This window comes from Streptococcus mitis (assembly GCF_000722765.2).
Taxonomy (GTDB): domain Bacteria; phylum Bacillota; class Bacilli; order Lactobacillales; family Streptococcaceae; genus Streptococcus; species Streptococcus mitis_AQ.
In genome coordinates, this window is record NZ_CP028415.1 from 1,879,543 (window position 1) to 1,892,773 (window position 13,231).

Annotated in this window: 11 protein-coding genes; 3 read left to right on the forward strand and 8 right to left on the reverse strand. The window is 37.4% G+C overall.

The window, feature by feature from the left end; genetic code table 11:
* Positions 1–26 precede the first annotated feature (26 nt).
* Positions 27–1,535, reverse strand: coding sequence for a glycerol kinase GlpK (gene glpK / locus SK637_RS09365; protein WP_033689542.1), 1,509 nt, complete (start codon positions 1,533–1,535; stop codon positions 27–29).
* Positions 1,536–1,694: 159 nt separating this feature from the next.
* Complete coding sequence (locus SK637_RS09370) at positions 1,695–3,122, reverse strand: AcpB/EbpR/MafR family transcriptional regulator (RefSeq protein WP_033689545.1); 1,428 nt, start codon at positions 3,120–3,122, stop codon at positions 1,695–1,697.
* Positions 3,123–3,286: 164 nt separating this feature from the next.
* On the opposite strand from SK637_RS09370, the gene hslO reads away from it, so the two are divergent.
* From hslO to SK637_RS09385, 3 genes are read left to right on the forward strand one after another with little or no spacing between them, the layout of a single operon-like run.
* Positions 3,287–4,159: an Hsp33 family molecular chaperone HslO gene (hslO, locus tag SK637_RS09375; protein WP_033689547.1), complete on the forward strand. Its 873-nt coding sequence runs from the start codon at positions 3,287–3,289 to the stop codon at positions 4,157–4,159.
* Positions 4,146–5,126, forward strand: a complete 981-nt coding sequence (gene dusB, locus SK637_RS09380) for a tRNA dihydrouridine synthase DusB (RefSeq protein WP_000183309.1) — start codon at positions 4,146–4,148, stop codon at positions 5,124–5,126. The genes hslO and dusB overlap by 14 nt, the downstream gene beginning before the upstream one ends.
* A gap of 1 nt (position 5,127) precedes the next feature.
* Positions 5,128–5,679 carry a cysteine hydrolase family protein gene (locus SK637_RS09385; RefSeq protein ID WP_033689549.1) on the forward strand — a complete coding sequence of 184 codons (552 nt, stop codon included), beginning with the start codon at positions 5,128–5,130 and terminating at the stop codon, positions 5,677–5,679.
* Positions 5,680–6,021: 342 nt separating this feature from the next.
* Here the strand turns inward: SK637_RS09385 and SK637_RS09395 are convergent, their stop codons facing one another.
* From SK637_RS09395 to SK637_RS09425, 6 genes are all read right to left on the reverse strand, one after another.
* Positions 6,022–8,289, reverse strand: a complete 2,268-nt coding sequence (locus SK637_RS09395; protein WP_033689550.1) for an ABC transporter permease — start codon at positions 8,287–8,289, stop codon at positions 6,022–6,024.
* Positions 8,286–8,963, reverse strand: coding sequence for an ABC transporter ATP-binding protein (locus SK637_RS09400; protein WP_033689553.1), 678 nt, complete (start codon positions 8,961–8,963; stop codon positions 8,286–8,288). Before SK637_RS09400 ends, SK637_RS09395 begins: the two co-directional genes overlap by 4 nt.
* Before the next feature lie 8 nt (positions 8,964–8,971).
* A complete protein-coding gene (locus SK637_RS09405) occupies positions 8,972–9,748 on the reverse strand; it encodes an AAA family ATPase (protein WP_033689554.1) in 777 nt (258 codons plus the stop codon).
* Positions 9,748–10,674, reverse strand: coding sequence for an AvrD family protein (locus SK637_RS09410; RefSeq protein ID WP_050489887.1), 927 nt, complete (start codon positions 10,672–10,674; stop codon positions 9,748–9,750). Before SK637_RS09410 ends, SK637_RS09405 begins: the two co-directional genes overlap by 1 nt.
* Positions 10,675–10,845: 171 nt before the next feature.
* Positions 10,846–11,451, reverse strand: a complete 606-nt coding sequence (locus SK637_RS09420; protein ID WP_033689555.1) for a response regulator transcription factor — start codon at positions 11,449–11,451, stop codon at positions 10,846–10,848.
* A complete protein-coding gene (locus tag SK637_RS09425; RefSeq protein WP_033689556.1) occupies positions 11,429–13,189 on the reverse strand; it encodes a sensor histidine kinase in 1,761 nt (586 codons plus the stop codon). Before SK637_RS09425 ends, SK637_RS09420 begins: the two co-directional genes overlap by 23 nt.
* Positions 13,190–13,231 lie beyond the last annotated feature (42 nt).

The window sequence follows — 13,231 nt, forward strand, 5'->3', positions numbered from 1 at the left end:
AACTGAGTCGCTTTATTCTTCCAGTATTAGTCGTCTACTTCCGCAAAGACTTGAGTTGCTTTTACAGCCTTCTTCCAACCCTTGTAGAGTTGTTCCTTACGTGATTCGTTCATCGATGGCTCAAAGAGTTCTCCTGTCTCGTTCAAGAGTTTCAACTCATCCAAATCCTTCCAGTAACCTACTGACAAACCTGCTAAGAAGGCTGCCCCCAAAGCTGTTGTTTCCAAGTTTTTGGCGCGTGCGATATCGATTCCCAAAATGTCAGCTTGGAACTGCATGAGGAAGTTGTTCATAGCTGCACCACCGTCTACTTTCAAGACTTGGATAGCTGTCTGCGCATCCACTTGCATGGTGTCAATGATGTCACGCACTTGATAAGCGATAGATTGCAAAGTCGCCTTGATAAAGTCTTCTTTACTTGTTCCACGAGTCAAGCCAAAGACAGAACCGCGAGCGTTTTGGTTCCAGTATGGAGCACCTAGACCTGTAAAGGCTGGAACGACATAAACTTCATCATTGTTGTGAGAATCAAGAGCGTATTTTTCAGATTCTGGTGAATTTTCAACCATGCGAAGACCGTCACGAAGCCACTGAATGGCACTTCCTGCGATGAAGATAGAACCTTCCAAGGCATAGTAAACCTTGCCGTTAATTCCGTAACCAATGGTTGTCAAGAGGTTGTTTTCAGACAACTGCATTTCTTCACCAGTATTCATGATGATGAAGGAACCTGTTCCATAAGTATTCTTAACCATACCTGGTTCAAAGGCCAACTGTCCAAAGAGGGCTGCTTGTTGGTCCCCAGCCATACCTGAGATTGGCACTTCTCCACCATAGAAATGGAATGGGGCTGTTTTACCGTAGATTTCAGAGTTAGAACGAACCTCAGGCAACATTGCTTTAGGAATGTTGAGAATTTCCAAAATCTCATCATCCCATTTGAGTTCTTTAATGTTATAAAGCATGGTACGAGCTGCATTTGAGTAGTCAGTCACGTGAGCCGCACCGTCTGTCAATTTCCAAACCAACCAAGTGTCAATAGTACCAAAGAGCAATTCCCCTTTTTCTGCTCGCTCTTGAGCACCCTCTACATGGTCCAAAATCCAACGAACCTTGGTCGCAGAGAAGTAAGCATCGATGATCAAACCAGTCTTTTCATGGAATTTTTCCACATAACCTTGGCTTTTTAGTTGTTCAGCCAGAGGTGCTGTCTGGCGTGATTGCCAAACGATAGCGTTGTAGATAGGGAGCCCTGTTTTCTTATCCCAGACAACAGTTGTTTCACGCTGGTTGGTAATCCCGATGGCTTCGATTTGATTTGGCTTGACACCACTTTCGATGAAAGCACCCGCAATAACTGACTGAACAGAGTTCCAAATTTCATTGGCATTGTGCTCAACCCAACCTGCCTGAGGGAAAATCTGAGTGAACTCTTTTTGACTCGAGCTAACCTTTTCCCCTTTTTTGTTAAAAATAATGGCACGAGAGCTTGTAGTCCCCTGGTCAATGGCCATAATGAATTTTTCTTGTGACATGTGCTGTCCTCCTGATAATGATCTTGAGGATGTCTCCTCTTTACAGTAACTAGTATACAAAATAAAGCGCTTTCTTGTTTATCAACTTTTTTTAATTTTTAAAAAAATGTGAGGAGATTGTGTGAATTTCACAAAAAAGACCTGGAACAACCAAGCCTTTTAAGTGAATAATAACTGACGAATCCCTGCCAAATCTTCCATATCCAAGTCATTTTTTAAATAATAAACTGGTGTTTGCTCCTTCTTATGAATCGGGTTATTGGTAACCAGCAAATCATAATGCCGAGTTCGGTCATAGGCTTCAATGGTAATAAAGCGATTGTATTCCAAATACCGTTTCAAAATGGCTACCATTCTTGAAAAAACAAGAAAACCAGAGGTCAAATCCAGACCAATCCGCATATGTTGACCACCATTTTCTGCCATATATTCGATCAACTGGAGCCATTCCCAAAGAATTTTCTTATCTAAGTCTGTCCCCTGATGAAAGGCAGGTAAAGCATGAAAAATCTCCTCTGCCGTTCCCCTAAAATCATGTTCCATCAGCAAATAAGGATGGCGATTCTCTAACTGGTACTTGTAGCGATCCTGTAAAATATAGCCCTTATAGAGATAGACTTGAGCACAAAGCTGACTGAGTTCATAGGTAACATGGTCCTCTGTATAATCACCCAGCAACTCCTCCTTCTTCATTTCTTGAATCAATTGTGTCAGCAAATCTGCCAACTGCCCTCCAAAACCAAGGATATACTCCATAGTATGAAGGGGAAGAATGCGATGAGATAGGAGGAAAGAGAAGAAAATCATCATCTCCCCATCCTCAGTTCCTAGAGGAAGGTGTTGTCCAGCGAAAAAGGACGGAGCCTTTCGATGCAAACGAAGGTAGAAAATATTGTCAAAATACCCTCGCATTTTCTCTTCTATGACTTGAAACTGACAGGCATTGGCCCGAAGACGTTGCTGACTGATGTGACTCCACAAAACCAAGTCCAATTTCTGACCCGAAGACAAACTTGCACCGCAGATTTCTTCTAAACTGGCAATCTCCTGTTTTCTCTCTGGTTTCTGCATGTGACCTTCCCACTCCTGACTGGACCAGATCTTGCGGAAAAGGCAGAAATAGAAATAGCGAATCTGATGCTCTGGACCCCGCCAACGTCCATTTTGGATGGATAAATCAAATTCTGACAAAATCTGATTTAAGCTAGCTAAGTGGCGACCAAGCGTAGCCTCACTAATCATCAATTCTTGAGCCAGCTGATGGGCTAAAAACTGTTGGTGGTAGAGAAGATAAACCAAAATCTGGTATTTAACAGCATTCTCCAAAAATAAGCTCCGGATATCTCTCCCCTTGGTAGCTGCACCGATTGACAGGCGCAGATTTTCATCTTCTAAGGAGATGTTCATCTCTAAGCCACTGTCCAAAGCCTTGTCATTGAGCAGGGTGACATATTTGGTTAGGGTTGCTTTTGAAAATCCTGTTTCCTCCATTACAGCCTTGACGGTCGTCTGAGACTCTTGTAATAGAAAGGAAAGGATTGAAAATTGACCACACTCGGCTTTCTCCATCAAATCTCCTAAATACATTTGTTACCCCTTTCATTTTCTATCTTAAGCATAGCATAAATCTTACAAATGCTGAAATAATCTGTTTCTCTTTTTGTTTTCATGCTGATTTCCTGGTCCATTATCCTGAAAATCAGCAAACACACGGCTCCCTCTTTGGGCATTTTTATGCTAAAATAGTAGCTATGGATAAAATTATTAAAACTATATCAGAAAGCGGAGCCTTTCGTGCTTTTGTCCTTGATAGCACAGAAACCGTCCGTACTGCTCAAGAAAAACACCAAACCCAAGCTAGCTCAACTGTAGCGCTTGGTCGAACTCTTATCGCTAGCCAGATTCTCGCAGCCAATGAAAAAGGAAATACTAAACTAACAGTTAAGGTGCTGGGATCTAGCTCACTAGGTGCTATCATCACCGTCGCTGATACCAAGGGGAACGTCAAAGGTTACGTTCAAAATCCTGGTGTCGATATCAAAAAGACTGCAACTGGTGAAGTCCTAGTCGGACCTTTTGTTGGAAACGGTCAATTCCTCGTTATCACAGACTACGGTACTGGAAATCCTTACAACTCTATGACACCCCTCATCTCTGGAGAAATCGGTGAAGACCTTGCCTTTTACCTGACTGAAAGCCAACAAACGCCTTCAGCAGTCGGTCTCAATGTCCTTTTGGACGAGGAAGACAAGGTCAAGGTTGCAGGTGGTTTCCTAGTTCAAGTCTTACCGGGAGCCAAGGAAGAAGAGATTGCTCGCTTTGAAAAACGCATCCAAGAAATGCCAGCTATCTCAACGCTTCTCGAAAGCGACGACCATATCGAAGCCCTTCTCAAGGCTATCTACGGTAACGAGGCCTACAAGCGTCTTTCTGAAGAAGAAATCCGTTTCCAATGTGACTGTAGCCATGAGCGCTTTATGAACGCTCTTGCTAGCCTTCCAAGCTCAGACTTGCAGGAAATGAAAGAGGAAGACCACGGGGCAGAAATCACTTGTCAATTCTGCCAAACAACTTATAACTTTGATGAAAACGACCTGGAGGAACTCATTCGTGACAAATCTTAATACACCCTTTATGATTGGCAATGTTGAGATTCCCAATCGTACCGTTTTAGCGCCTATGGCTGGCGTGACAAACTCAGCCTTTCGTACCATCGCAAAAGAGCTCGGAGCTGGACTCGTTGTCATGGAAATGGTCTCTGACAAGGGAATCCAATACAACAATGAAAAAACCTTGCATATGCTTCATATCGACGAAGGCGAAAACCCTGTCTCTATCCAACTTTTTGGTAGCGATGAAGATAGCCTAGCACGCGCAGCAGAATTCATCCAAGAAAACACTAAAACCGATATCGTGGATATCAACATGGGCTGCCCAGTTAACAAAATCGTGAAGAACGAAGCTGGCGCTATGTGGCTCAAGGATCCAGACAAGATTTACTCTATCATCAACAAGGTCCAATCTGTCCTTGATATCCCCCTTACTGTTAAAATGCGTACCGGCTGGGCGGACCCATCTCTTGCAGTAGAAAATGCCCTCGCTGCTGAAGCAGCAGGTGTTTCTGCCCTTGCTATGCATGGCCGTACCCGTGAGCAAATGTATACAGGTCACGCAGACCTTGAGACCCTTCATAAGGTTGCCCAAGCTCTGACAAAAATTCCATTTATCGCCAACGGTGATATCCGTACGGTCCAAGAAGCCAAACAACGCATCGAAGAAGTTGGTGCTGACGCTGTCATGATTGGACGAGCTGCTATGGGAAATCCTTACCTCTTCAACCAAATCAACCATTACTTTGAAACAGGGGAAATTCTACCTGATTTGACCTTTGAAGACAAGATGAAAATCGCCTATGAACACCTAACACGCTTGATTAATCTCAAGGGAGAAAATGTTGCAGTCCGTGAATTCCGTGGCCTCGCTCCTCACTACCTCCGTGGAACATCTGGCGCAGCCAAACTCCGTGGAGCCATTTCACAAGCTAGTACCCTAGCAGAGATTGAAGCCCTCTTGCAATTGGATAAGGCTTAAAATGGTTCATACTGCTCTACTGATTATCGATATGCAAAAAGCATTTAATAGACCTATCTGGGGAGAACGGAACAACCCTCAAGCTGAACAACAAGCATTGAGGGTACTGGCGTACTTTCGTAAACACGCTCTTCCAGTCTTACATGTTCAACACATATCTGACAATCCCCAGTCGCAATTTCATAACAAACAAAATCAGGTGTTTAAAAGTGGATTTGAACCGATCACCTCAGAACCTGTCTTTCAAAAAACGGTTAATAGCGCCTTTATTGGAACAAATCTTGAAACATATTTACGAAAAAAACAGATTTGTCATTTAGTCGTTGTTGGTTTGACTCTGCCTCATTGTATATCCACTACGACACGAATGGCAGCAAATCTTGGTTTTGAAGTCACTTTACTAGCAGATGCCACTGCCAGTTTTACCCTATCTAACAAAAACGGTCAGACCATCTCTCCTGAGACTATCCATGAGATTAATCTCCTTTCTCTACAAGATGAGTTTGCTCAAATTCTTACTACAGAAGAATTTTTAACCCAAGTACAAGTATAAAATAATCCGTCAACTCTTATTGAGCTGACGGATTTTGAATGCAGTAATGCAGTGAACCGAAACACAAATAGATAAATTTGGACCTTATACTCTTCGAAAATCTCTTCAAACCACGTCAGCATCGCCTTACCGTAGGTATGGTTACTGACTTCGTCAGTTCTATCCACAACCTCAAAACAGTGTTTTGAGCTGACTTCGTCAGTTCTATCTACAACCTCAAAGCAGTGCTTTGAGCAGCCTGCGGCTAGCTTCCTAGTTTGCTCTTTGATTTTCATTGAGTATTAGAACTGATGATTAACAATTATTCATAAATGTCTATAGATTCACTCATAACTGACCATACTAGTCTACCCCCTTTAGAGCACTAATCATGTCAATCTTTCTCATACGAAGACTAATAAAATAAGCAGTCCCTAAAGATGTAAACCAAACCAATAACGTAGCAGAAGCAAGGACATACATACTGACATAAGCGGTATACTCAATTCGAATCGTCGAAAATGTTGCTACATATTCTTTCAAAAACCATATGCCTAAAGGAATTCCTATTATCCACCCAATAAAGGTAGTTAGTATAGTCTCAAAAAGAGTTACCATCTGTAGATATTGATTAGAAAATCCTAATACTTGTAATGTAGCATAGTCTCTCATTCTCTCTACAAAGTTTAAAGAACCTAGATTATATAGAACAATAATAACAAGTAATAAAGCAAAGCCAATAATCATTAGAAATACACTCATTAAACTAGCTACAAAATCATAGGCATTTTTTTCTTGACTCCCTTTTTCAATGACAGATAGAACACCTTTGTCTTGCTTAATAGTGTCTTGATCCACCTCTGACCCAACTAATAAAGTATGGGGAGTAAAATCTCCCCCTGCTTTTTCAAAGACTCTAGCATGAAGATAAGCCCCTTGATTGGTTTCACTTGTGACAATCCCTTTTACTTCAAACTTGTAAGTATGACCATCTTGATAAGGAGTTACAGTTAAAACATCTCCGACTTTAATACCTGCCAAACGGGCAAATGATCTAGTTACATACAAACCATCATCTTTCAAAGATTCAGCACTCTCTGTTTTTGCTTGTATCATATCTCCATCATCAAATATAATCAATAAACGATTGTATCCATCATCTGGACTAAAATGTGCTTGTGAAATTTGTACACCTTGCCCACCATATTTAGACTTAGAAGTAGGATAATCCGCCACAGTCAGTCGTTTTGAGTAAGAAAAATCTTCATTATATGCCTTATCAACAAGATGATTCATAGATACAGGCATACCAATTCCAGCAATCAGTAACATCATACTTCCTGCAACTCCCACGATTCCCATCAAAACTCGAATACGATTAAACGAGGCATCACGAATTGCCCATCTTGAAGGATAAGAAATTCGTTGCCAGATAGACGAATATCTTTCCATAAATACAGATTTAGCAACTTTTTCTTTACCTCTTAAAAATATTGCTGGTAAGCCTCTAGCTGACTCTCTAGAAGCTAAATAGGCAGCTAAAATACAAATAATAATGACTACAATACCAACGACTATTGATGAAGATGAATAAGAGATTTGCCAATTTGGAAGTGTAAACATTGATTTTTGAGTTTCTAGTACAAACCATGACATCAATGGAGAAATAGCAAAGCCTGCGAAACTTCCTAATAAACTTACTACTAAGCCAAATAAAATATAATGTAAACTGATGGCTTGATTTGAAAAGCCTAAAGCCTTTAATACAGCAATCTCTTTTGTTTGGCCATCAATCAAACGCTGAATAGTTGTAAACATAGCCAAAATAGCTAACAGAATAAAGATAAAAGAAAATAAGTAAGATAAGTTTCTAATTTGCCCCACTCGATCGGTAGCTTCTGATATTTCAGTTAAACTTTTTTGATCTTGATAAGAAACTAAATCGCTCCCTAAAATAGACTCTAAATCTCCTCGCAAATCTACCTTAGAACCATAAATTTCTAAGGCATTATCTGACGATAAACCCAGAATTCCTTTTGCAATTTCATTATCGGCAATATAACCATAGGCATCATTGTCAGGATTTGGAGCTATATATTCCATACTACCTGTAAAATAAATCTTATCTGTTGCCTGAACAAATCCTACAATTTCTAAATCTATCTGTTTCCCCCTTGATGAAATAGAAATTGAATCTCCAATCTGTAAATGATTCTTCTTCGCATAATTCCCATCAATCCAAATCGAATCTTGTTTTCCCTCAGAAAAAGGACTTCCTTCTGTTACTGTAACCAGTTGATTATCTGTAATCGTTTCAAGATTGATTCGTCCGTCAGTCTTGTCTAAACGAACAATATTAGCAAAGCCTTTCTTTTTACTGACAACTTTTTCAACAGAAGATAATTGTTCAACCTGCTTGATTTTTGATTCATCAATCTGTCTCGCTTGAACCCAAACAACAGGAAGTTCAGATTGTTTCAAATAACTCTCTAGACTCTTTTCAAGTCCATGCCAAGCTCCTTGTAGACCTACAAAGATTAATACACTTAATAGAGACATCAGAAAAACAGAGAAAAATTGTTGCCAATTTTGCCGGAGATCTCTTAATAATTTTATATGAAGATACCTCATCCCAACACCTCTTCATTATTCTCTATTTTTTCAATACTTCCATCTTTCAAATATATAACTCGATCTGCAAATTTAGCAAACTCTCTATTGTGTGTAACCATTACAACTGCAGCATTCCCATTTCTAGAAACTTCCTTCAATAAAGTTAAAATACTATCGCCTGTCTTTGAATCTAACGCTCCTGTAGGTTCATCACACAATAATAGACTAGGCTCTTTAGCCAATGCCCTTGCAATTGATACACGTTGCATTTCACCTCCAGAAAGTTGATTAGGAAAATTATTTTTTCTATGAAGTAAACCAACTTGATCTAAATACATATCAATTTCTTTATTGTTTTTCACTAAATTTGCTGCAATACCTATATTCTCCTTGGCTGTTAAACTTGGAACTAAGTTATAAAATTGAAAAACAAAACCAATTTTATCTTTTCGATAAGCAGATAATTCCTTGTCTGTAAATTTTGTTACTAGTTCCTCATCAAATATAAAGGTTCCCGATGTCGCACGATCCATTCCACCAAGTAAATTTAGTAACGTACTTTTCCCTGAACCTGATGGACCTAAAATAACTGTAAATTTCCCTTTCTCAATGGAAAAACTAACTTGATCTAAAGCACGAACTTCTTGCTCCCCCACCTTATAAATCTTACTAACATTTTGAAACTGAATCATACATACTCCTAATATCTTGTCATAAATTTTATTTTTTCCTTTAATGTAGGCTCTTCATACTGCTCTATGATACGTTTAGATACCGCTTCCCTGTTTTCTCGTATAACCTTTTCAGCTAAGGAAATAGCCTCATCTACTGGAACAACTATTGGCAACCTATAATGTTGAATGATCTGATTTAACCGTTCTTTCTGACTACCTTTTACACAATAAGGTGTTATACCTAAATTCCTATAAGCTTCATATAATTCCTCATCTGATAAATTTCGATACTCTTCAGATACTGGTCTATGCCCATCTGGATCCATTGCAAACTCTACTGGTAAATGAACAACATCTGTATACCACAATTTCGCATGATTCTTAGATACAACCCCATAGGCAGTCAAATATTTTTTGAAAAATCGTCGACCTGGAATACCTAAAATAGATTTCATCAATCGATGAATGAATGCTGATCCTGGGTTAATTCCTACCCTCATTCGAACAGTCCCGTAAATCCATTCATTCAATACTGAACCATCTGATAGAAAACTTCCATGTTCCTTGTATAAAATTCCTTCCGTACGAATTCTCTCTTCAAAACGCTTTAGCCCTAGTGCCATTAATTCGGTTGATGACATATCCTGAAATCTTCTGCCAGGATATAAATCTGTCAAAATTTCCCTCGCAGATAAAGCGTCAATTAAGGGAAGTCCCGTTGCAATCGAAAGAGCTGTAGCAGTTGTTGTCTTACCTGTAGAATAAGTTCCTGATATGACTAACCTTAATTCTCTATTTCCCATCACTGTCCCCCTCCATCAGGTAATTTTTGAGCTATTTTACTTTTAAAGACTACCTTATGATCTATATCATATCCGGACATTTCGTAGACTTTCCAATACTCTTCTCTAATTTTTAATAATCTATTTTTTGAAACACTACCACTAAGCTCTACTACTCCGTTCAAAATTGGTGAATTCAAGTCTGCACTCACTTGCTTCATCCACATGGTATTGCTCTCTTCTCGAGATATCTCTTCTATATGGTAGGCCAACATCTCTGCCATTTGAGAAAAAATAATCAGAAGTTCTAACAAACTATAATAATTCTTTTCTAGACTACCTACACCACTATATTCAATATCTTTGATCAATACTTGCTCTGCTTTACAAGATATACTACTATCTGAAAACTCAACATCGTATATATCATGTTGTCTATCTCTCAAATGAGTTGATAAAAAATCTCTACCTTGTTCTCCTATAGCAGCTACATTTTCCATACATTCTAATAATTGATATCCTAAACAAACTTTCATATCCATTACCAAGCAATCAAATTCAATTACTTGGTTCGTCATTTTGAAATTTTGTAATTCTAATTTTAAATTTACCAATTCTTCTATAGCTTTTATCCCTGACTTTATCTCACAATGGCTTAACCTATACTGATTTAAGCTCACTCCCATTCTTTTCAGTATTTCACTTCCAAATAAATGAGCTAATACTATTCCATCTAATGTACTCAGGTGCTGCTGTATGATTTCAGATTGTTTACTAGACCACAAACCTTCTTGATGAAGAGACCCAACCCCTTCTAAAATATTTTTCAACTTATACTCAATGAAAATCAAAGAGCAAACTAGGAAGCTAGCCGCAGGCTGTACTTGAGTACGGCAAGGCGACGCTGACGTAGTTTGAATTTGATTTTCGAAGAGTATTAACTTCATAAGTCGTCCTCTTATACCCTCTACCAAAATAGCGATTTTTATTGTCTCCAAGTAAATAATCTACTGTTAGCATATCCTTCTCCAATCTTTTAAACTGATTCTATCTTAAACAAAAAAAGACAAGAAAGAATCCGTAATTTACGAAAACCTTCTTGCCTTTTTAGGATAAAATTATAAAGACACTAGATTTAATCGAATAGCCTCACGTACAGCTCCAACTCTACTCGTCACTCCCAACTTTGAACAAATATTTGAAACATGGGTATCTACTGTTCTCCTGCTGACAAATAAACTATTTGCTATCTTTTCATTAGAATATTCTTTTACAATAAGTTCCAATACACTTAACTCCGTATCTGTCAATAGATTATTTTCTTGCTTTTCTAACAAACCATCTGGGATAACATGATTGCCCTTATAAACAGCATAAATTGCACTTTTAACATCCAAATAAGAACTTTCTTTGGGTAAAAAAGCTTGAATCCCAAAGTCCATCGCTCTCTTATGTAACAAAGTGTCATAAAATCCTGATAAAAGAACTATCTTTGGAACTGTATTCAGAAATCTATTTATTTGACTAATAACATCAAATGCCGTTACTCCTTTCAGCATAAAATCCATAACTAGCACATCTACCTTTTCATGCTTGAGACAAAGAAGTAAATCTGCTACTTCTGTATAGGAACCAACAATTTTAAAGTCATCTTCCTTTAAAAAATAGTTCTCCAATCCTTGTAATACTAAACTGTGATCATCAATCAAAACCAAACGAATCATTTTTCTTCCCTTCTATAGGTATTCGTATCTTCACACTTGTAGGTTCTATATTTATCTGAACAGTTCCCCCCAATAAATGAACCTTCTCTACAATTCTATTTAAACCAAAATGATATTCATTAGACTGATAGTTTCCCTTAAAAATACCATCATCTATAACTACAATTGATAAAATCTTTTCTTTTGTAGATAAATCTACAGTAATTTCTCTAGCATTCCCATGAAGAATACTATTATTTACTAGTTCTTTAACTGTCCTTAATACAAACGTGCCCACTTTATCATTAACTTTTTCTTCATCTATTGAAAAAGTTGTCATAATCGAAACAGTTTCCATCTTCATGAATTGGTTTAATATGCTAGTAATAGATTCTTTCAGCCCTAATTCATGCACCATTAAGGGATAGATATTGGAACATAAATCTCTTAATTCAAAGACAATATCATCCAACATCTCTAATAAAGCTACCCTATTAATTTGTTCACTAATTTCTAACTGCTTTTTATAATAAATAACCTTCTGAATTGTAGTATCATGTATAAACGTTGCAATTTCTTCCCTCTCCAATTCAGTAGCTACAAAAGTATGAAAACTACTAAAGATTCCCTCCATTTTATGACTAATCAACATCATTTTTCTTATTTCAGGTAACAAAGCTAGCGAAAAAAGAAAAGTGTAAAGAACGAAAAAAATTGGAGAAAATTCTCTTAATAACAGACTAAAAAGAATAATTAAACTAGTAAAAAAAACGGCAAATATCAAGTTATATATGAACGGGTTCCACTTCCAAGCAACATATATCATTCGCTCTAGTATCAAGTTATTTACAATAGAGAACAAAATAAGCAACAATAGAGGAATACTATAAATAAACGAAACTTCCTTACCAATCGGAAAAATATATCCAAAAAATAGAGGAAATAAGGCAAGAACTGCTAAAAATAAGGTATGAATTGGCAACATTTCTCTTATCTGAGAGTAACTTATAAGCATCTTTAACAGCAGGATAACTAAAAAGAAAAATACTAAATAAAATACCCCCCTAGAAAAAAAGATAGTCAAAAAATCAATGGGCTGTATAAGATTATAAACAAACAAAAGTTGAGTGATGAGTGAATAGCCCAGTATAATACGAGAAAAGTTAGAAATGGTTGAACCTTTTATCTTCAGGACTAACACTCTAATGAAAATATCCATGAATAATGGAAATAAAGTCAAGTATGAAATTAATAGACTACGACCAAATACATCTCCTATACTTGATGGAATAATCGATAATAACATCAGACTAGTATAAATAATAAAATAAAAATATCGTTTTCCAGTTTTTCCTCTACTTCTCCCTTTTATGTATAAGCGAAATAACAGTAGAATCAGAAAAGCAATGGTTGATAAAACAAGAAAGATAATTTGGCTTGATTTCCCAGATTCTATTATTAAATTCTTTGAAATTCCTCTATCTAACACTGTCACAGAATGAAGCGGTTCAACAATTAAGAATCGAGATAATAAGAAATTACTATCTGGACTCTGACCGTCTATTTGTATAATTGATGACCCTATTATCTCTTGATGATTTGCAAAGCTTCCCAGATTATGGACTTGTCTAACTATCCACTCATTATCATGTTTATCTACGGTGATTCCACTGTACGTTCGGTTAAATATTGAAAACGAAAAATAAAAAAAGAAAATAAATAACAAAACAAAATAAAATCGAAACATTTTTGACTTCATTGTTTGCAACACTCCACATTTCACTTGATATTGATGTTTATT

Coding starts and splice junctions, on each gene's coding strand:
- glpK (WP_033689542.1), bottom strand. CDS start 1,535: ATGTCACAAGAAAAATTCATTATGGCCATTGACCAGGGGACTACAAGC.
- SK637_RS09370 (WP_033689545.1), bottom strand. CDS start 3,122: ATGTATTTAGGAGATTTGATGGAGAAAGCCGAGTGTGGTCAATTTTCA.
- hslO (WP_033689547.1), top strand. CDS start 3,287: ATGGATAAAATTATTAAAACTATATCAGAAAGCGGAGCCTTTCGTGCT.
- SK637_RS09385 (WP_033689549.1), top strand. CDS start 5,128: ATGGTTCATACTGCTCTACTGATTATCGATATGCAAAAAGCATTTAAT.
- SK637_RS09395 (WP_033689550.1), bottom strand. CDS start 8,289: ATGAGGTATCTTCATATAAAATTATTAAGAGATCTCCGGCAAAATTGG.
- SK637_RS09400 (WP_033689553.1), bottom strand. CDS start 8,963: ATGATTCAGTTTCAAAATGTTAGTAAGATTTATAAGGTGGGGGAGCAA.
- SK637_RS09405 (WP_033689554.1), bottom strand. CDS start 9,748: ATGGGAAATAGAGAATTAAGGTTAGTCATATCAGGAACTTATTCTACA.
- SK637_RS09410 (WP_050489887.1), bottom strand. CDS start 10,674: ATGAAGTTAATACTCTTCGAAAATCAAATTCAAACTACGTCAGCGTCG.
- SK637_RS09420 (WP_033689555.1), bottom strand. CDS start 11,451: ATGATTCGTTTGGTTTTGATTGATGATCACAGTTTAGTATTACAAGGA.
- SK637_RS09425 (WP_033689556.1), bottom strand. CDS start 13,189: ATGAAGTCAAAAATGTTTCGATTTTATTTTGTTTTGTTATTTATTTTC.